The sequence below is a fragment of the Bradyrhizobium forestalis genome (assembly GCF_002795245.1).
In the GTDB taxonomy this organism is placed as follows: domain Bacteria; phylum Pseudomonadota; class Alphaproteobacteria; order Rhizobiales; family Xanthobacteraceae; genus Bradyrhizobium; species Bradyrhizobium forestalis.
Map to the genome: position 1 here is coordinate 305,863 of NZ_PGVG01000001.1, position 17,922 is coordinate 323,784.

The window sequence follows — 17,922 nt, forward strand, 5'->3', positions numbered from 1 at the left end:
CCTACGAAACCGGTGTGTTCCTTGCCTTCCTTGCCAAGCCCACCATCTCCATCAGCATGGCTTCCCCCGCATCCACCAGTTCCTCCAGCGTAATCCGCGGCGCTCCCTTGCGGCGCACCGCGCCGCTGCGTGCCAGCAGGGGAATATGGATGAACGCGGCGAGCCTCGGCCCGCCCGCCCTCACGTTCTCGATCGCGCGCCAGCTCAGGTAGTTGCAGAGATAGGCGCCGGCGTCGCGCGAGGCGCGCGCGTCGATGCCGGTGAGGCGCGCGGCGCGCAGCAGCCTTGCGGTGTGCGGGCCGAACGTCATCGCGTCCGCATGGCCGGCGATGCCGCGCTTGCTGGAGCGGGTGTTGGCGGCATCGGGCCAGAGCATGGTGACGGCGTTGCGCGCCCGGGTCTCGATGCGCAGGTAAGGCGTGCGGGCGGCGAGGCCGAACATCAGGAGCGCGTCGGGCTTTTGCGCAGCGAGCACGTCAGGCAATTGGCGGTCGACCGCGGCATAGGTGACCGGGAAGATGTGGCTCGATAGCTCGACATCGTCAAGCGCGGGCCGACGCAATTGCGCCAGCCGCGCCACCAGCGGCTGGGTCGGATTATAGGGTGCGCCGGGAAATGGTCCGAAGCCGGTGAGGAGAAGGCGGAGCTTGTCGCTCATTGCAGCAACTCCAGGATCTGCTCGGCGGCGAGCGCCGGGGTGAGATGGCCATCGGCAACCTCGGCCTCGATCTTGCGAACCTTGGTCCGCACCGAAGCCTCGCTGCGCAGCCGCGCCAGCATGCGTTGCTCCAGCATCGACCACATCCACTTCACCTGCTGCTCACGCCGCCGCGCGGCGAAATCGCCTGATACGTTCATCGCCTTCCGGTGATCCAGAACCTTCTGCCAGATCTTTGCGATGCCGTCGCCGGTCAGCGCCGAATAGGTCTCGACCGGCGGATGCCAATGCTCGGACCGGGGGCTGAGAATATGCAGCGCGCCGCGATAGTCGGCCGCGGTGATCTTGGCGCGCTTGAGATTGTCGCCGTCGGCCTTGTTGATCGCGATCATGTCGGCGAGCTCGACCAAGCCCTTCTTGATGCCCTGCAGCTCGTCGCCGCCGCCAGGCAGCATCAGGGCGAGAAAGAAATCGGTCATGTCGCAGACCGCGGTCTCGGACTGGCCGATGCCGACGGTCTCGACCAGCACGACGCCGAAGCCGGCGGCTTCACAGAGCAGCATCGCCTCGCGCGTCTTAGCCGCGACGCCGCCGAGCGTGCCTGAGGACGGCGAGGGACGAATGAAGGCATCAGCGGAGGCCGCGAGGCGCGCCATTCGCGTCTTGTCGCCGAGGATCGAACCGCCGCTGCGCGCCGAGGACGGATCGACCGCGAGCACCGCGACCTTGTGGCCCTGCTCGATCAGGTAAGTCCCGAGCGCATCGATCGTGGTCGACTTGCCGACGCCCGGCGATCCCGTGATGCCGACGCGAAACGCCTTGCCGGTGTCGGGCAGCAGCATCTGCACCAGCTCTCGCGCCAGCGCCTGATGGTCGCCACGCCGGCTCTCCACCAGCGTGATGGCCCGGGCGAGGGCCGCGCGACTGCCGGCGCGCAGGTCGCGGGCGAGCGATTTGATGTCGAGCGAGGCCTTCTTCTCAGTCATGCCCTGCTTTACAACGCCGAGGCGAGGCAGGCGAGAGGCGCCCGCTCAATATCACCGGCCCGTTGCCGCCGCCGTCTGCACCGGTTTCAGCTTCCGCCACACCCACACCATCACCGGCCACAGCAGGGCGCCGATCGCCATGGCGGCGAGGATCGCCGCGACCGGGCGCTCGAAGAACGGCAAAATGCTGCCGTCGGACTTGATCAGCGAGGTGACGAAGGCCTGCTCCACCATGGTGCCCATGACGATGCCGAGCACCATGGCGGCGACCGGATAGCCGTTCGCCTCCATGACGTAGCCGATCACGCCGAAGGCGGCGACGGTGACGACGCCGAACATGTTGTTGCCGATCGCGAACGAGCCGACCGCGCAGCACAGCATGATGATCGGCATGATGGCCGAGCGCGGCGCCAGCAGGATGTAGGCGGCGACCCGGATCATGGCGATGCCGAGCGGGATCATCAGGATGTTCGCGATGATGAACATCAGATAGATCGCGTACATGCTCGACGCCTTCTCGGTGAACAGCGTCGGGCCCGGATTGAGGCCCTTCATATAGAGCACGCCGATCGCGATCGCGGCGATGGTGTCGCCGGGGATGCCGAACAGCAGCGAGGGCACCCAGCCCGAGGCGATGCTGGCATTGTTGCTGGCGCCGGCCTCGACCAGGCCCTCGACATGGCCGGTGCCGAACTTTTCCGGCTCTTTGGAGAAGCGCTTCGACATCGCGTAGGACACCCAGGCGGCCATGTCGGCGCCGGCGCCGGGAAGCACGCCGATGATGATGCCGACGATGTTCCCGCGCGTCATCTGCCAGTGATACAGCTTGGTCAGCCTCCACTGGCCGGCCATGATGCTTCCGAATTTTCGCCGCGGCAGCGGCGGCGGTTCCGGCGTCAGCATCGCCCGCATCACCTGCGCTACCGCGAACACGCCGACCAGCGCCGGGATCGGCTCGATGCCGCCGAACAGGTCGGTGATCCCGAAGGTGAAGCGCGGCACGCCGCCGGGATTCTCGATACCGATGCAGGAGACGAGCAGGCCGATGAACATGCCCGCGATCGCCTTCACCGGCGAGGAGCGCGCCACCAGGGTGGCGCACATCAGGCCGAGCAGCGCCAGCCAGAAATATTCGAAGGTCGAGAACGACAGCGCGATCTCGGCGAGCGGCGGTGCCAGGATCATCAGCGACAGCACGCCGGCGATGCCGCCGACCGCGGAGAACCAGACCCCGGCACCCAGCGCGAGCTCGGCCTGCCCCTTGCGGGTCATGGCATAGGCCTCGTCGGCATAGGCCGCGGAGGCGGGCGTGCCGGGAATGCGCAGCAGCGCGCCCGGAATGTCGCCGGAGAAGATCGCCATCGAGGACGCCGCGACGATGGTCGCAATCGCTGCGATCGGCGAGAGATAGAAGGTGACGGGGACGAGCAGGGCGGTCGCCATCGTCGCCGACAAGCCCGGTAGCGAGCCGATCACGAGGCCGTACACGGAGGCCGCGATCATCGCGATGATGACCTCCCAGGTGGAGATCAGTGCGAACGCATCAATCAGGGTCTTCAGCATGGGATTACCAGGGCGTCGGCAACAGGCCGGCGGGCAGCGGCACGCGGAGCAGCTTGCCGAAAATGAGGTGGATGGCGAAGGGCGAGAGCGCCGCGAGCGGCAGCGCCAGCTTCAACTTGGCCCCTAACGCGGTCGAGGTGACGTAAACCATGATCGCAGCGGTGATGATGAAGCCGAGCCGGTCGGCGGCTACGACGTAGAACAGCAGCAGCGCCGGCGGCAGCAGGGCGCGCAGGCCGTAGAGCTTGCCTTCGAGCTTTCCTTGCGGCGGCGGGCTGGCTGCCTGGCCGTTCTCGAACGGCACCAGCTCTTCCTCCTCCTCGAAGGAGTGGCCGATCCCGAACACGATCGCGAGCCCGCACAGCGCTAGCCCCGTGCCGATCACCAGCGGAAACACGTTGGGGCCGACCGGCTGCCCCGGCACCGGCGGCAGGATGTAGCCGCCATAGGCGGCAGCCGCGCCAAGCACGACGAGAAACGATCCCGTGACGGAGTCGGGAAGACGCATGGGGAGAAGTCCTGTCAGAATTCCGGGAGAAGCGCTCCCTCTCCCCGCGTGGGTTGGGCGAGCGCATGCGCCGAAAGTGCTTGGCCTGCATGGTTCGAGACGCCCGCTTTCGCGGGCTTCTCACCATCAGGGTCTGATAGCTCGCCGCAAAACGCGACCTCATCCTGAGGGCCCGCCGTAGGCGGGCGTCTCGAAGGATGGGCTGCAGGCGAGCTACTCGCCACCTTCTTCATATGCGATAGCCTGCCGCAGGCGGGGAGAGGTGAACAATCACGCCTTGCTCAGGCCTGCCGCCTTCATCGCCTCGCCCATCTGGGCGTCGCCCTTGTCCATGAAGCTGGCAAACTGGCCGGCGTCGCCCCATACGGTGCCGAAGCCGCGATTGGTCATGAAGTCCTTGAACTCGGCGGAGTCGTAGACCTTCTTCAGCGCCGCGGTGAGCTTGGTTGCGATCTCCGGCGGCAGGTTCTTGGGCGCGCCGATGCCGCGCCAGGCGCCCGTCGCGTAGTCGATGCCCATCGCCTCCTTCAGCGTCGGTACGTCCTTGAAGACCGGGTTGCGCGCGGGGGCCATGATGGCGAGGCTCCTGGCCTTGCCGGCCTCGATGATGGCGCGCGCCTCCGGCACCGAGCAGGTGGTGAGGTCGAGACCGCCGGCGGCGAGATCCTGCATCGCCGGTGCCGCGCCGTTCGACGGCACCCAGGCCACCTGGTTGGCGGGCAGGCCCATGGCCTGCATCCAGCCGACCAGCGCCAGATGCCAGATGCCGCCCTGGCCGGTGCCGGAAGCCTTGAACTTGCCCGGAGGCGCCGCCTTGATCGCATCGGCGAGCTCCTTGACCGTCTTGTAGGGCGAGGAGGAGGAGACCTGGATGCCGGGCGGGTCCTCGTTCATCAGCGCCAGCGGGGTGTAGCTCTTCGGGGTGAGGTCGGTCAGGCCCTGCCAGTGCATCATCGAGATTTCGACGGTGAGCATGCCGATGGTGTAGCCGTCGGGCTGCGCGCTCGCGATCGCGCTATGGCCGACCACGCCGGAGCCGCCGGTGCGGTTGACCACGTTGAAGGGTTGGCCGAGGTCCTTCTCCAGCAGCGCCGCGACGATGCGCGCGGTGGCATCGGTGCCGCCGCCGGCGCCCCAGGGCACGATCACGGTGACCGGTCGCGCCGGATAGGCTTGCGCGAGCGCGGGCTTGAAGCCGAATGCGGCGGATGCCGCGACGGCGGCGGTCGAAGCCGCAAAGGTGCGGCGCGAAATCTTGGACATCGAATGCCTCCCAGCGGCGCCCGTGACGTCGGGCGCTCTTGTCAACGGCGGCATTCTAGTCGGCTTTGCGGCGCCGCTGCAAGGTAGCGCTACCAACGAGATCGCCCTTGTTGTGCGAAAGCGGACGCCCATCGGCTAGGCGGTCGGAAATCGGGTGGGTTTTGTCAGTGCGAACAGCCAACCTCAGCGCGTAACAAGAAACCAAAGGCAAGCGATCGATGACCCAAGCCTATTACAGCGCCGTGCTGGATCACCCGCTGGACCAAGTCTGGTCGCTGATCCGCGATTTCAACAACTATCCCGCCTATATCGACGGGGTGAGCGAGAGCGTGATCGAAGACGACAAGCGCGGCGACGAAGTCGGCGCCATCAGGCGCTTCTGCTATCTCGGAAGCTGGATCCGCCAGCGCCTGATCGACCACTCGGACCGGGAGCACAGCTTGACCTATGCCGGTCTCGAAGCGCTGCCATATCCGCAAGATGACGGCGGCCAGAGTCCGGCGCCGACGCGCTACCAAGGCACCATGCGTCTGCGCCCGATCATCGCGGGCGATCGCACCCTCATCGAATGGTCGGTCGCCCTCGAGACCGAACCTGCGGACGCCGATTGCTGGCAAGCCCTGTTTGCCTCCTGGATTCCGAATTGGACGGACTCACTTGCGCGGACACTGGCTCGGGGCCGTCCGCGATCCAGTTAGCGGTTGCTCACGGCTCCTCCGCATCGCCCTTCGGGCGCGCGCCGCCGAAGATGCGGGTGCCTTCCGCTGTGAGATAGGGCTTCAGCGCGTCCCACGGCACGAACGCAGCATATTCGCCCTCGGCGTAGGGCCCGACGGCGTAGGGCGGATAGTGGAACGTGAGGCCGGAGCTCTTGCCGGCTTCGGTGGAGGGCGCGAGCGTCACCGCACCGATCCTGAGCAGGCGCGGCTCCACCGACTTGAACCACTCGTCGGTCGCGGTCTCGCTGGCGTCGCGCTTCTTCTTTTCGATCTTGAGCGAGGCGATCACGGCCTTCACCATCGCCTTCATGGTCGCCGCGTTATCCGCCGTCTCGGTGAAGAACGGGCGGATCGAGATGCGCTTGTTTTCGGCCTTGTCCCAGAGGATCGTGTTCACGTCCGAATTGGGATGGGCGCCGTGCGTGTCCATGTAGTCGTTGCGCAAGATGCTGACATAGCGGTCCGCCACTACGGAACGGATGCTGTATTTACGCTCGAAATTCCAGCCACCCTCCTTGAAGAACTGTGGATCCTGCTTGCGCGAGGTGGCGGCCTCAGTCGCGTTCTTGTCGAGCCATTTCTTGCCTTCCGTGAGACAGTCCGCAGCCAGCGCCGCATCCGCCTTGATCCTGTCATCGAGCAAGAGTCGCGCCTCGATGCTCTTGGTCTTGACGACGGCGTCGGGCTTGGGGTCGGCGGCGAGGGCGGAAAACACGCACGTTGCGCCAAGCGCCAGGGCGACGCTCAAACCGGTCATGAACTTCAAGGATTGTGCTCCTGCGTGAGCGTCAGAATATTTCGACAATGTCGTCTGCGCTGTGCGGCGCAAAGCGGGGGTCCATCGAGCGGCGAACGGTTGCCTGTGTCTGCAGGCCGGTCGCGTCCTCGATGATGTGTTCGACATCGATCAGGTTGAGCAGCGAGAAGGTGGTGTCCGGTTCGACCTCGACCAGGATGTCGATATCGCTGGCGGCGCGGTAGTCTTCGCCGGCCCGCGAGCCGAGGATGGCAAGCTTCGACACGCCCTTGCCCTTGATGGCATCTGCGTTCTCGCGGATCGCCGCGATGATTTGGTCACGTGTCATGGACAATCTGGCCGGTTACACGGCCAGTCTATCATCTACTCCGCCGCCTCGCTATGGCCGAGCCGGGCATTCAGCTTGCGGATCAGCTCCTCCGCCGCATCCGCGATCACGGTGCCGGGCGGGAAGATGGCCTCCGCGCCGGCCGCGTAGAGCGCGTCATAATCCTGCGGCGGCACCACGCCGCCGACGATGATCATGATGTCGTCGCGGCCCTGCTTCTTCAGCGCGGCCTTCAGCTCCGGCACGGCGGTGAGGTGGGCGGCGGCCAGCGAGGAGACACCGAGGATGTGGACGTCGTTCTCGACCGCCTGCCGTGCGGCTTCGTCGGCGGTGGCAAACAGCGGCCCGATGTCGACGTCGAAGCCGATATCGGCAAATGCCGAGGCGATCACCTTCTGGCCCCGATCATGGCCGTCCTGGCCGATCTTGGCGACCAGGATGCGCGGGCGGCGGCCTTCCGCCTCCTCGAAGGCATCGATCAGCGCTTGCACTTTCTCGACCTGGTTGCCCATGCTGGACGCCTCCCGCTTGTAGACGCCGGTGATGGATTTGATCTCGGCGCGATGCCGACCGAACACTTTCTCCATTGCGTCAGAGATCTCGCCGACGGTCGCCTTGGCGCGCGCCGCGTCGATGGCGAGCGCAAGGAGGTTGCCGTTGCCTTCGCCGGCCGAGCGCGTCAGCGCGGCGAGCGCGGCATCGACGTCCTTCTGGTTGCGCTCGGTCTTCAGCCGCTTGAGCTTGTCGATCTGCAGGCGGCGGACGTTGGTGTTGTCGACCTTCAGGATCTCGATCCTGTCCTCGTCGGTCGGCCTGTACTTGTTGACGCCGATCACCGCCTGCTTGCCGGCATCGATGCGCGCCTGCGTCTTGGCCGAGGCCTCCTCGATGCGCAGCTTCGGCACGCCGGCTTCGATGGCTTTCGCCATGCCGCCGAGCTCCTCGACCTCCTGGATATGGCTCCAGGCCTTCGCCGCGAGGTCGCGCGTGAGACGCTCGACATAGTACGAGCCGCCCCAGGGATCGATGATGCGGGTGGTGCCGCTCTCCTGCTGCAGGAAGAGCTGGGTGTTGCGGGCGATGCGGGCCGAGAAATCCGTCGGCAAGGCGAGCGCCTCGTCGAGCGCATTGGTGTGCAGCGACTGGGTGTGGCCTTGCGTCGCCGCCATCGCTTCCACGGTGGTGCGCATCACATTGTTGAAGACGTCCTGTGCGGTCAGCGACCAGCCGGACGTTTGGCTGTGCGTGCGCAGCGACAGCGAGCGCGGGTCTTTCGGATTGAACGGCTTGAGCAGCTTGGCCCAGAGCAGGCGCGCGGCGCGCAGCTTGGCGACCTCCATGAAGAAGTTCATGCCGATCGCCCAGAAGAACGACAGCCGCGGCGCGAAGCGGTCGACGTCGAGACCGGCGGCAAGGCCGGCGCGAAGATATTCGACGCCGTCGGCGAGCGTATAGGCGAGCTCGAGGTCCTGCGTCGCGCCGGCCTCCTGCATGTGATAGCCGGAGATTGAGATCGAATTGTATTTCGGCATCCTCGTGGAGGTGTAGGCGAAGATGTCCGAGATGATCCGCATCGAGGGCGCGGGCGGATAGATATAGGTGTTGCGCACCATGAACTCTTTCAGAATGTCGTTCTGAATGGTGCCCGAGAGTTTTTCCGGCGGCACGCCCTGTTCCTCGGCGGCGGCGACATAGAGCGCGAGGATCGGCAGCACCGCGCCGTTCATGGTCATCGACACGCTCATCTGGTCGAGCGGAATGCCGGCGAACAGCGTGCGCATGTCGTAGATGGAATCGATGGCGACGCCGGCCATGCCGACATCGCCGCCGACGCGCGGATGATCTGAGTCATAGCCGCGGTGCGTGGCGAGATCGAAGGCGACCGAAAGCCCCTTCTGTCCGGCTGCGAGATTGCGGCGGTAGAACGCGTTGGAATCCTCCGCCGTGGAGAAGCCGGCATATTGCCTGATCGTCCAGGGCTGGTTGACATACATGGTCGGGTAGGGGCCGCGCAGATAGGGCGCGATGCCCGGATAGGTCTCGAGGAAATCGAGCCCGGCAAGATCCGCCTCGCCATAGGCTGATTTCACCAGAATGCCCTCGGGCGTCAGCCACGGCTCGGCGCTGCCGGCGGGCGCTGCTGTGGTTGCGCGCTCGAAGGCAACATCGGCGAAATTGGGAATGCGGGTCATCGCGTCAGGCTCTTTTTGCTGTCAAGCGGCTTTGAATTTCGTCTTGCAGATCGCGTATTTCGCACATGATCAAATGTAGCCGCTCATAGGAGAACAGCCCAAGCCAAATATTCCCGAGATAGGCGGACAATCCAGGTCCGGTCACGCAACCAAGAGACAGCAGCCGATACGCCCAGGGGTGCCGGATCGGACCGCGCATCGATAGGCGCAACGTGCTCTTTGATTTCGCGCGGGTCGCCTCGAACTCGTTCCATCGGCCTTGCAGAGCTTCTGCAATCTGCGGATCGGTGAGCCGAGCAAGATCGGAACGAAGATTTATGAAGAATGCTCGTCCCATCTAGCCCTCAATCATGATCCGGATGCTGATAGCTGACGATGGTCGCCATCTTCTCCGGTCCGTAATTCTGCTGCGTGGTCTGGCTCGGCAGGTTGGCGATGCCGACCACCCAGCCGAGGCGGGACTCGCTGCCATACTGCCGCGTCGGGATGACGCGGTCGGGGTGGTCGAAGGTACCGGTCATGATCTCGATGCGGTCGCCGTCGATGCGGCCAAAACTCAGTGGCGTGCCGCAGCCGGCGCAAAAGCCACGCTCGGCGATGGTGGACGAGCGGAAGAACGAGGGCTGTCCCTTGGTCCAGGCAAAGTCCGTCTTGTTGACGTCGGCAAAGGAGGCGAACGGCGCGCCGCTCGCCTTCTGGCACATCCGGCAATGGCAGATCGAAATCCTGGTCGGTGCCATCATGACTGCAAAGCGCACCGCCCCGCATTGGCAGCCGCCGGTGAGAACGGGTTTGCCGGTTTCGGTCATGGCTGCTCCATCCGTCGATAGGCGTCTTGCAGCGTCGCAAGCGCATCGCCTCCGGCGAAGACAAAGCCCGTGACGCCGGCCGCACGCAGCGCCGCCTCGGCATCGGTCGGGCGGCCTGCCAGATAGATATGTCTGCAGCCTGCCGTTTGCAGGGCTCGGGCGGCGGGTTCCGCCTGACCGGCATAGACCTTGTCGCTGGAACAGAGGCAGGCAAGCTCCGCGCCTGAGGCCTTGAAGGCGGCTGCGAGCTTGGTCGGATCGGCAAAACCCTCGCTGTCCACGGCCTCGATGCCGCCGGCTTCGAAGAAGCTCTTGGCAAAGGTCGCGCGCGCCGTGAAATCGGCGGGCGTGCCGAGATTGGCCAGGAACACCTTTGGCCGCGCGCCACGCGCCTTCAAGGCGGCATCCGACTTGTCACGCAACGCCTCGAATGGTTCCGCCAGCCGGATCGGCGGCAGCGCCTCGAACCTGTATTTCTGTTCCCCGTAAGGTGGAAGCGCGGTCGGCGTTGCCTTCAGTACGGCAGCTTCGCTCTCATGCAGGTTCGGAAACTCGCTGGCGCCGGTCAGCACGTCGCGGCGCTTTGCGATGTTGGCCCCGCGCGCCTTGCGCGTGGCCGCGACCTTGCTCTGGAACACGCCCTGCTGAAGCGCCGCGAAGGCACCGCCGGCTGTCTCGCTGTCCTGGAACAGCGTCCAGGCGGCGTCGCAAAGCTGCGCCGTCAGCGTCTCGATGCCGCCGCTGCCTGCCGCGGGATCACTGACCTTGGCGAGATTGCTTTCTTCCAGCAGCAAAAGCTGCGTGTTGCGCGCCACGCGGCGTGCGAACGGATCGGGCAGGCCGAGCGCCAGCGTATGCGGCAGCACGGTGATCGCGTTGGCGCCGGCCAGTCCTGCCGCGAATGTTGCGATGGTCGCCCGCAGCATGTTCACGTAAGGGTCGCGCTGCGTCAGCATGCGCCAGGCGGTATCGGCCGCGATGAACAGCGGTTTTGGCGTCAGGCCACAGGCCGCCTCGATACGCGCCCATAAGAGCCGCAGCGCGCGGAATTTGGCCATGGTCAGGAACTGGTCGGCGTCCGCGGCAAGCCGCGCATAGACCATGCCCTGCGCGGCCTCCAGCGGAATGCCCGCGCCTTCGATCGCGCGCAGATAGGCAACGCCGCAGGCAAGCACGAAGGCGAGCTCCTGCACCTCGGAGCCACCGGCATCGTGGATCACGCGTCCGTCGGCGGACGCAAACGGTCCCTTGAAGCCGAGCGCGGCGAGACCCTTGATGGCACCGGTGACGGCCGGAGCGATTTCGTCCCAGCTATAGGGGCTGTGGCCCCACACTGCGGCGGCCGCGAGCGGATCGAGCCCGAAGCGGATGTTGCAGGCCGCGGGATCGAGCCCTCTGCTCTTGACGTAATCCGCGACGTGGATCGCCGCCATCCGCGATTGCGGGCCGATCTGAAGCTCGAGGCCGATGCCGGCATCGAGATGGATGTCCTTCAACACCTTTGCGACCGCGTCGGCCGAAGGTTCCAGGCCGAAACCATGGGCGCCGCTGCCGCCGGCGAACACCAGCGCAAGCCCGGTCGCGCCGTTCTCGAGGTCGGTCAGGGCCTGTGCATTCGCGAGCGCCGCATCGGGATGGTCGATCCGCTGCACGATCTGCCACGGCGCCGCCGCCGGCCGGCCCACCACGGGTGCAACGCCCTTGGCGCGCGGATAGAGCGGATCGATCTTGAGGCCGTCATAGGTCTTGCCGACCAGCTTCTCGAACGGCGCGCCCTTCAGCACGCCGTCGACCAGCTTGCGCCAGTCTTCGACGGTTGCTTGGGGAAAATCCGCCGCCAGCGGCAGGTCGTCAGTCACGGAGGTCATGCGGCGAGGGGCTCCCGAACATCTTGTTATTCGCAGGCGAAATTGCCACGGCCGACCGTCCCTGCAAACGGTTGTTTTTGGTTAACCGGTATCCGGAAGCCGCTCAATGCCTTGCGTCGAGACGCTGGCGAGCCCGTCACGCACACGAATGCCTGAGATCACGCGGTCGGGCGCGATTTCGGCCAGGGGCACCAGCACGAAGGCGCGCTCGAACAGGCGCGGATGCGGCAGCGTCAGGTCGGGCTTCTGCAGGCTGACGTCGTCATAGGCGATCATGTCGAGATCGAGCGTGCGCGGACCCCAGCGCCGCGCCTTGTCCCGCGTGCGGCCGAATTTCTGCTCGACCTTCTGCAGCACGAACAAGAGCGCGTGCGGATCGAGGCTGGTCTCGATCTCGATGCAGGCGTTGATGAAGGGATCCTGGTCCTCGTCGCCCCAGGGCGGGGTCGCATAGTCGGACGAGCGCGCGATCAGCGCCGCCTGTGCCATGCCGCAGATGTGCGCGATCGCCTTTTTGAACGTCGCGCGGACATCGCCGACATTGCCGCCCAGTGCGATCAGCACGCTTGCCATCAGGGATGCCGCGAGCGCGTCAGCATGATGCCGACATCGTCGAAGATCGCGGCGATCGGCGCGTGCGGCTTGTGCACGGTGACCTTGACCGCACGGATGCGCGGGAAGTGCGACAGGATGGCATCGGCCACCGCGCCGGCCGCGCGCTCCAGGAGCTTGTAATTGGTGTTCTTGAACGCCGCCGTCGTCGTCGCCACGACATCGGCGTAGGACACCGTATCCGCGAGCCGGTCGCTGCGCGACGGCTCCGACAGGTCGGTATAGAGTTCGAGATCGATGACGAAACGCTGGCCGACTTCGGTTTCGTGATCCATCACGCCGTGGCGGGCATGGATCGACAGGCCGGTGACGAAGATCGTATCGGTCATTGCTTGCTCTCGATGGCATGCGCCACCCGCAGGGCCTGCAGGGTTTCGGCGACGTCGTGGGTCCGGATGATCCTGGCGCCGCGCTGCGCGGCAATCAGATGTGCGGCGATCGAGCCGGCGAGTCGCTCCGATGGCTCCGACGGCGACACCGAGGCGATGAAGCGTTTTCGCGAGGCACCCACGAGGATCGGCAGGCCGAACATGTCGAGCTCGCGTAAGCGCGCCAGCGCGATCATGCTCTGCTCGGCAGTCTTGCCGAAGCCGATGCCGGGATCGAGCACGATCTTGTCGCGCACGATGCCGGCCTGCGCGGCGATATCGAGCGAGCGCTGAAAGAACGCTTTCATGTCCACGACGATGTCGATGGCGGGATCGACGCTGTCGCGGTTGTGCATGACGATGACGGGGACGCCTCTTGCGGCGATCAGCGGCGCCATGTCGGCGTCGCGTTGCAGGCCCCAGACGTCGTTGGCGATCGCCGCGCCCTGGTCGAGCGCGAAGGCCACCACCTCCGCCTTCATGCTGTCGATCGAGACGGGCACACCAAGCGCCACCACGCCAGCCAGCACCGGCTTCAACCGCGCGAGCTCTTCCGCGGCCGTGACCGGCCGGGCGCCCTTGTAGGGCCGGGTGGACTCGGCGCCGATATCGATGATGTCGACGCCATCGGCGATCATCGCCCGCGCCCGCTCAAGCGCCCGCGCGGGCGCGATGAACTCGCCGCCGTCGGAGAACGAATCCGGGGTGATGTTGAGCACGCCCATCACCGCCGGGATCGGCCGCTCCAGCAGCGTCCGCAGCGCATCAGGCCCGGCCGAGCCGGCCGGCGGGACGGATGGGGAGGGCGAGGCATTCATGCGGGTGGCTTTAGCGGTCGGGGAGGGGGAGTTCAAGACCAACCCCTCCCTGTCGTTGCCCGCGAAGGCGGGCAAACCAGTATTCCGAGGCAGTGCGGTGATACGGAGGGGCCACGGCGTACTGGATACCCCGCCTTCGCGGGGTATGACACCGACAGCTAATGCTGCAGGTCGTGCGCCGAGACGTCCGCCCTAATACGTAATCTTCGGCGGCAGCCTCTTGGCCTTGGCGATGATGTCGCCGACCGACTTCTCGGAAGGCAGGATGCGGAGGAGCTTCTTCTTCTCGTTGGCTTCGCGCATGCTCTGCGCCAGCCTTGCCGGATTCCGATAGGCGAGCTCGCGCACGGTGGTGACGCCGGCGGCGCGGACCAGGCCGACCTTGGCCCTGCCCATGCCGGGAATGCGCATGTAGTCGGAGACGTTAGCCCATTCCAGCAGCGACTGCTCGCTGATGCCCGTCTTGGCGGAAAGCGACTTGCGGCCCTTCACGGTCGAGGCCGCCTCGAGCAGCGCGTCGGTCGTGCGGATTCCTTGCGCCTTCAACTTGTTGGCTGCAAAGGTCGACAGGCCCTCAATCTCGGAGATCGGATATGTCATGATGCTCGATGTGAAATGCGTGGCTTCAGGCGAATTGGCTGAGGCCCGGCGTCCCCGCGATGATCTTGCCCATCTGATCCGCTCCGATTTTGTCGCGCCCGTAGCGGAAAAGTTCACGCGCGATGTTTTGAATCTCGGACATGCCAAGCCCAAGGCCCATCAGGCGGGTACCGACGGCCATCAAGCCGCCGCCCATCAGCCGCGACAGCCCGCCGCCGCTCCTGGACGCCTCGATCGCAGCTTCCGCTCCCGGGATTTGGTCGATCAGGGCCTGCACGCTATCGGAAGGACCCTCGCTGCGGAGGAAGCCCAGGATAATGCCGACGGTCTTTTCAGCGACAGCACCATCTATGCTGGCGTTTGCCGCCAGCCGTCCGATCAGCTCGTCCATAAGGCCCGCCCCTCAGCCGGTTTGCATGCCGGAGTATTGCTTTCGAAAATGATCTTGAGCCGGTGTGATGTGAAATTCAAGCGATGAACGCACGCGCCGTCGCGATTCACCTTCGAACGCACGAAAGGTGTTGCAGCCGTGCAAGAGCCGAGAACGAATCGGCGAAAAATTGCCGCGTTGCGAACGGCTCGTTCCTACTTTCGGCTGATGATGTCGCATGCTGGGCGCGTTGAACGGTTTCAATCGGCGTGCGACATGCGTTAAACTACGGAACTGGTGCATTTGAGTTTCAATACGCGAAACTCGGCAGAGAGATCAGAGAGAATAATGACCGCACAGGACAGCAAGCTCGGCGACACCGACGACAAGATCTTCGTCGGCAAGGGAGACGAGCAGGCTTGGCTGACGTTGGCGCTCGCCAATCGCCACGGCCTCGTCACGGGTGCAACCGGAACCGGCAAGACGGTGTCGCTGCAAGTGATGGCGGAAGGATTTGCGCGCGCCGGTGTTCCGGTCTTCGCAGCCGACATCAAGGGCGACCTCTCCGGCATCTCGGAGGCCGGCGAGGCCAAGGATTTCATCGTCAAGCGCGCCACCGAAATGGGGCTGTCATTCCAGCCCGATCAGTTCTCGACGGTGTTCTGGGACGTGTTCGGCGAGCAGGGCCACCCGGTGCGCGCCACCGTCACGGAAATGGGGCCGCTTCTGCTGGCGCGCATGCTCGACCTGAACGATGTGCAGGAAGGCGTGCTCAACGTCGCCTTCCGCGTCGCCGACGACAACGGCCTGACTTTGATCGACATGAAGGACTTGCGGGCGTTGCTCGACGCCATCGTGCCCGACAGCGGGAAGAAGGGAGCGGACGCGGAGGAGGATCCGCTCGCCGCCATCCGCAAGGCCGCTCAAGGGTTCGGCAACGTCACCAAGGCGACCGTCGGCACCATCCAGCGCCAGCTCCTGGTGCTGGAGAACCAGGGCGGCACCAAATTCTTCGGCGAGCCGGCGCTGACGCTGAAAGATTTCATGAAGACCGATCGCGATGGCCGCGGCATGGTCAACATCCTGGTCGCCGACAAGCTGCTCCAGAACCCCAGGCTCTACGCGACATTCCTGCTCTGGATGTTGTCGGAGCTGTTCGAAGAGCTGCCCGAAGCCGGCGATCTGCCCAAGCCGAAGCTCGTGTTCTTCTTCGACGAAGCGCATCTGTTGTTCAATGACGCGCCCAAGGCGCTGATGGACAAGATCGAGCAGGTGGTCCGCCTGATCCGCTCCAAGGGCGTCGGCGTCTACTTCGTGACGCAAAACCCGATCGACGTGCCGGACCGCGTGCTCGGACAATTGGGCAACCGGGTGCAGCACGCGCTGCGTGCCTTCACTCCGCGCGACCAGAAGGCGGTCGCCGCTGCGGCGCAGACCTTCCGGCCCAACCCGAAGCTCGACACCGCAAAGGTGATCATGGAGCTCGGCAAGGGCGAGGCGCTGGTGTCCTTCCTCGAGGGCAATGGCACGCCTTCGATGGTGGAGCGGGTGATGATCCGGCCGCCGTCGGCCCGCATCGGACCGATCACGCCGGACGAGCGCAAGGCGATCATGGCCGCAAGCCCGGTGAAGGGCAAATATGACACCGCCGTCGATTCCGAGTCCGCCTACGAGATGATTCAGAAGCGCGTCGCTGCCACGGCAGCCACGGCGGACGCTCCAGCTGGCGGAAGCGGCGGCGGCATCCTGGGCCAGATCGGCTCGATGGTCGGCACCATCTTCGGCACCAACGTCAAGCGAGGCCGTCTGTCGACCGGTCAGGTCATTGCGCGGGACGTGACGCGATCGGTCACCAATCAGGTGATCGGCGGGCTGGCCGCCAACGTCGGCAAGTCGATCGGCGGCCAGCTCGGCGGCTCGATCGGCCGCACCCTGGTCCGCGGCGCGCTCGGCGGATTGCTGCGGCGGTAGGCAGAACGGCCTGTGTTGGGCAATTCCGCTTGACCACAAAAGGTCGTCATGCCCGGGCATGACGCGGCGGACGCTCGAGCACTCTGCGAGCCACCCGATATGCGGTTGCCCGAGGCCAGCGCCGGTACAATTTCAGGTGAGGGACTCTCCAAGCCTTCGCCGGTCTGCTACGTCCTGTTTTGTCGCCGCACAGGACCGCATCGTGACCCCGCCCGCCCCGTTAGCCAAGCCTGACGTGCCCAGACGCCTGGCGCTGCGTGCGCCGCTGGATCTGCTTTTTCTGTTCTGCTGCGTCCTCCTGACGGCCGACGTGCTCGTCCCCGAGATTTTCGGCCGCGGCAAGACCAAGGACTACTCGCTCTGGTACTGGGCCGGACAGCAGGTCCTGCAAGGTGGGCCGCTGTATCCTGCCACGGCCCTCGAGTATTTCGACTTCATCTATCCACCGCTCCCGGCGATCCTGCTGGCGATTCCGAGCTGGTTCGGCAAAATCGCGCTCTATGTCGTCCTCTCGATCTTGAACGCTGTGGCGTGGTGGTACACCGGGACGCTCTCTCAGGTCATGGCCGGCTCGGATCGCACGCCCGGTCCCTGGCTGGAAGCACTGCCGGTCGTCGTCACCGTGGCCTTCGTGTTCGACATGTTCGACCTCGGCCAGCCGAACCTCGTCCTGCTGGCGATGATGCTCTATGGTTTCTGGAGCTTGCGGCATCAGCGGTCGTGGCTCGCTGGCTTCATGTTCGCGCTCGCCGCCGCGATCAAGGTGTTTCCGATCGCCGTGCTGCCTTATCTGCTCTGGCGGCGCAAATGGGCCGCCCTTGTCAGCACGATCGTCTTCACCGGCATTCTTCTCTATGTCGTGCCGGCACCGATCCGTGGCTTCGAGCGCAACGCGGCCGAGCTTGCGACCTGGTACCAGGGCATGGTCGGGACGAGCTCGGAAAAGGGCTTTGGCCAACGTGGCGAGCAGAACTGGTCGTGGGTCAACCAGTCCCTCATTGCCGTCACGCATCGCCTGGTCCGGCCGATCAACTACAATCAGGATGATCCCAAAAAGCCGCCGCGCACGATGAACGTCATCGACGTCGACTACGGGACGGCGAACTGGATCGTGCTCGCGCTGTCGGCATTGCTCGGGCTCGGCTTCGTCGCAATCATGCCGCGGCAAGCGCGGCGAACGGCGCGTTCCGATGCCGAGGAGCTCGGCATCTTGTTGTGCCTGATGACGGTGGCCTCGCCTCTGGCGCGGCAATACTACTTCATGTGGCTGTTCTTCCCGATCACGGTGCTGATGCATCGCGCCGCCTTCGACGAGCGAGCGCATGTGCGCCTGGGAACCTGGCTCGCCTTGGGCGCCGCCGGCCTCCTCATGCTGCTGTCGCTGCCGTGGTTTCCGACTGTCATCCAGGCTTGGGGCAACACCCTCGCTGCGACCGCCGTGCTCGCAGGTTGCCTCGCCTGGCACATCCGGCATCCGCCGCTTGCGGCTAGCCCCGAGGCCGCGGCGGCGCTAAAACCCCGGACCTCTTGAG

Annotated in this window: 19 protein-coding genes; 3 read left to right on the forward strand and 16 right to left on the reverse strand. The window is 65.4% G+C overall.

Annotation, left to right across the window (positions count from 1 at the left end; genetic code table 11):
* Position 1: 1 nt before the first annotated feature.
* From CVM73_RS01355 to CVM73_RS01375, 5 genes are all read right to left on the reverse strand, one after another.
* Positions 2-658 carry a pyroglutamyl-peptidase I gene (locus CVM73_RS01355; RefSeq protein WP_100230215.1) on the reverse strand — a complete coding sequence of 219 codons (657 nt, stop codon included), beginning with the start codon at positions 656-658 and terminating at the stop codon, positions 2-4.
* Positions 655-1,644, reverse strand: a complete 990-nt coding sequence (gene meaB, locus CVM73_RS01360) for a methylmalonyl Co-A mutase-associated GTPase MeaB (protein ID WP_100230216.1) — start codon at positions 1,642-1,644, stop codon at positions 655-657. Before meaB ends, CVM73_RS01355 begins: the two co-directional genes overlap by 4 nt.
* Positions 1,645-1,695: 51 nt before the next feature.
* Positions 1,696-3,207: a tripartite tricarboxylate transporter permease gene (locus tag CVM73_RS01365; RefSeq protein WP_100230217.1), complete on the reverse strand. Its 1,512-nt coding sequence runs from the start codon at positions 3,205-3,207 to the stop codon at positions 1,696-1,698.
* 4 nt (positions 3,208-3,211) lie between these two features.
* The gene (locus CVM73_RS01370) at positions 3,212-3,715 is read right to left on the reverse strand and encodes a tripartite tricarboxylate transporter TctB family protein (RefSeq protein WP_100230218.1); all 504 of its coding nucleotides are present in this window, start codon (positions 3,713-3,715) and stop codon (positions 3,212-3,214) included.
* Positions 3,716-3,985: 270 nt separating this feature from the next.
* The gene (locus tag CVM73_RS01375) at positions 3,986-4,978 is read right to left on the reverse strand and encodes a tripartite tricarboxylate transporter substrate binding protein (RefSeq protein ID WP_100230219.1); all 993 of its coding nucleotides are present in this window, start codon (positions 4,976-4,978) and stop codon (positions 3,986-3,988) included.
* Between the two features lie 218 nt (positions 4,979-5,196).
* Here CVM73_RS01375 and CVM73_RS01380 point away from each other — a divergent pair, with 218 nt between their 5' ends.
* Positions 5,197-5,676 carry an SRPBCC family protein gene (locus CVM73_RS01380; RefSeq protein ID WP_100230220.1) on the forward strand — a complete coding sequence of 160 codons (480 nt, stop codon included), beginning with the start codon at positions 5,197-5,199 and terminating at the stop codon, positions 5,674-5,676.
* A 7-nt stretch (positions 5,677-5,683) separates the two neighbouring features.
* Here the strand turns inward: CVM73_RS01380 and CVM73_RS01385 are convergent, their stop codons facing one another.
* The 11 genes from CVM73_RS01385 to CVM73_RS01430 all read right to left on the reverse strand — a co-directional run bounded on the left by CVM73_RS01385 (position 5,684) and on the right by CVM73_RS01430 (position 14,440).
* Positions 5,684-6,454 carry an RsiV family protein gene (locus CVM73_RS01385; RefSeq protein ID WP_100230395.1) on the reverse strand — a complete coding sequence of 257 codons (771 nt, stop codon included), beginning with the start codon at positions 6,452-6,454 and terminating at the stop codon, positions 5,684-5,686.
* Between the two features lie 31 nt (positions 6,455-6,485).
* Positions 6,486-6,782, reverse strand: a complete 297-nt coding sequence (locus CVM73_RS01390; protein WP_100230221.1) for a nucleotidyltransferase family protein — start codon at positions 6,780-6,782, stop codon at positions 6,486-6,488.
* Between the two features lie 35 nt (positions 6,783-6,817).
* Positions 6,818-8,974: a methylmalonyl-CoA mutase gene (scpA, locus tag CVM73_RS01395; RefSeq protein WP_100230222.1), complete on the reverse strand. Its 2,157-nt coding sequence runs from the start codon at positions 8,972-8,974 to the stop codon at positions 6,818-6,820.
* Between the two features lie 4 nt (positions 8,975-8,978).
* Positions 8,979-9,311, reverse strand: coding sequence for a hypothetical protein (locus tag CVM73_RS39050; RefSeq protein ID WP_146006555.1), 333 nt, complete (start codon positions 9,309-9,311; stop codon positions 8,979-8,981).
* Between the two features lie 7 nt (positions 9,312-9,318).
* Positions 9,319-9,783, reverse strand: coding sequence for a GFA family protein (locus CVM73_RS01400; RefSeq protein WP_100230223.1), 465 nt, complete (start codon positions 9,781-9,783; stop codon positions 9,319-9,321).
* Positions 9,780-11,651, reverse strand: coding sequence for a methylmalonyl-CoA mutase family protein (locus tag CVM73_RS01405; protein WP_100230224.1), 1,872 nt, complete (start codon positions 11,649-11,651; stop codon positions 9,780-9,782). Before CVM73_RS01405 ends, CVM73_RS01400 begins: the two co-directional genes overlap by 4 nt.
* Positions 11,652-11,732: 81 nt before the next feature.
* Positions 11,733-12,224, reverse strand: a complete 492-nt coding sequence (gene folK / locus CVM73_RS01410) for a 2-amino-4-hydroxy-6-hydroxymethyldihydropteridine diphosphokinase (RefSeq protein WP_100230225.1) — start codon at positions 12,222-12,224, stop codon at positions 11,733-11,735.
* Positions 12,224-12,592 carry a dihydroneopterin aldolase gene (gene folB / locus CVM73_RS01415; protein WP_018315750.1) on the reverse strand — a complete coding sequence of 123 codons (369 nt, stop codon included), beginning with the start codon at positions 12,590-12,592 and terminating at the stop codon, positions 12,224-12,226. The genes folK and folB overlap by 1 nt, the downstream gene beginning before the upstream one ends.
* Complete coding sequence (folP, locus tag CVM73_RS01420; protein ID WP_100230226.1) at positions 12,589-13,449, reverse strand: dihydropteroate synthase; 861 nt, start codon at positions 13,447-13,449, stop codon at positions 12,589-12,591. The genes folB and folP overlap by 4 nt, the downstream gene beginning before the upstream one ends.
* A gap of 192 nt (positions 13,450-13,641) precedes the next feature.
* Positions 13,642-14,049, reverse strand: coding sequence for a DUF4332 domain-containing protein (locus tag CVM73_RS01425; protein ID WP_100230227.1), 408 nt, complete (start codon positions 14,047-14,049; stop codon positions 13,642-13,644).
* A gap of 25 nt (positions 14,050-14,074) precedes the next feature.
* A complete protein-coding gene (locus CVM73_RS01430; RefSeq protein ID WP_100230228.1) occupies positions 14,075-14,440 on the reverse strand; it encodes a hypothetical protein in 366 nt (121 codons plus the stop codon).
* A 327-nt stretch (positions 14,441-14,767) separates the two neighbouring features.
* Between CVM73_RS01430 and CVM73_RS01435 the strand changes: the two genes are divergently transcribed.
* Positions 14,768-16,390, forward strand: coding sequence for a helicase HerA-like domain-containing protein (locus tag CVM73_RS01435; protein WP_100230229.1), 1,623 nt, complete (start codon positions 14,768-14,770; stop codon positions 16,388-16,390).
* A 202-nt stretch (positions 16,391-16,592) separates the two neighbouring features.
* Positions 16,593-17,921, forward strand: coding sequence for a glycosyltransferase family 87 protein (locus tag CVM73_RS01440; protein WP_167406546.1), 1,329 nt, complete (start codon positions 16,593-16,595; stop codon positions 17,919-17,921).
* The last annotated feature ends 1 nt before the right edge of the window (position 17,922 follow it).

Coding starts and splice junctions, on each gene's coding strand:
- CVM73_RS01355 (WP_100230215.1), bottom strand. CDS start 658: ATGAGCGACAAGCTCCGCCTTCTCCTCACCGGCTTCGGACCATTTCCC.
- meaB (WP_100230216.1), bottom strand. CDS start 1,644: ATGACTGAGAAGAAGGCCTCGCTCGACATCAAATCGCTCGCCCGCGAC.
- CVM73_RS01365 (WP_100230217.1), bottom strand. CDS start 3,207: ATGCTGAAGACCCTGATTGATGCGTTCGCACTGATCTCCACCTGGGAG.
- CVM73_RS01370 (WP_100230218.1), bottom strand. CDS start 3,715: ATGCGTCTTCCCGACTCCGTCACGGGATCGTTTCTCGTCGTGCTTGGC.
- CVM73_RS01375 (WP_100230219.1), bottom strand. CDS start 4,978: ATGTCCAAGATTTCGCGCCGCACCTTTGCGGCTTCGACCGCCGCCGTC.
- CVM73_RS01380 (WP_100230220.1), top strand. CDS start 5,197: ATGACCCAAGCCTATTACAGCGCCGTGCTGGATCACCCGCTGGACCAA.
- CVM73_RS01385 (WP_100230395.1), bottom strand. CDS start 6,454: ATGACCGGTTTGAGCGTCGCCCTGGCGCTTGGCGCAACGTGCGTGTTT.
- CVM73_RS01390 (WP_100230221.1), bottom strand. CDS start 6,782: ATGACACGTGACCAAATCATCGCGGCGATCCGCGAGAACGCAGATGCC.
- scpA (WP_100230222.1), bottom strand. CDS start 8,974: ATGACCCGCATTCCCAATTTCGCCGATGTTGCCTTCGAGCGCGCAACC.
- CVM73_RS39050 (WP_146006555.1), bottom strand. CDS start 9,311: ATGGGACGAGCATTCTTCATAAATCTTCGTTCCGATCTTGCTCGGCTC.
- CVM73_RS01400 (WP_100230223.1), bottom strand. CDS start 9,783: ATGACCGAAACCGGCAAACCCGTTCTCACCGGCGGCTGCCAATGCGGG.
- CVM73_RS01405 (WP_100230224.1), bottom strand. CDS start 11,651: ATGACCTCCGTGACTGACGACCTGCCGCTGGCGGCGGATTTTCCCCAA.
- folK (WP_100230225.1), bottom strand. CDS start 12,224: ATGGCAAGCGTGCTGATCGCACTGGGCGGCAATGTCGGCGATGTCCGC.
- folB (WP_018315750.1), bottom strand. CDS start 12,592: ATGACCGATACGATCTTCGTCACCGGCCTGTCGATCCATGCCCGCCAC.
- folP (WP_100230226.1), bottom strand. CDS start 13,449: ATGAATGCCTCGCCCTCCCCATCCGTCCCGCCGGCCGGCTCGGCCGGG.
- CVM73_RS01425 (WP_100230227.1), bottom strand. CDS start 14,049: ATGACATATCCGATCTCCGAGATTGAGGGCCTGTCGACCTTTGCAGCC.
- CVM73_RS01430 (WP_100230228.1), bottom strand. CDS start 14,440: ATGGACGAGCTGATCGGACGGCTGGCGGCAAACGCCAGCATAGATGGT.
- CVM73_RS01435 (WP_100230229.1), top strand. CDS start 14,768: ATGACCGCACAGGACAGCAAGCTCGGCGACACCGACGACAAGATCTTC.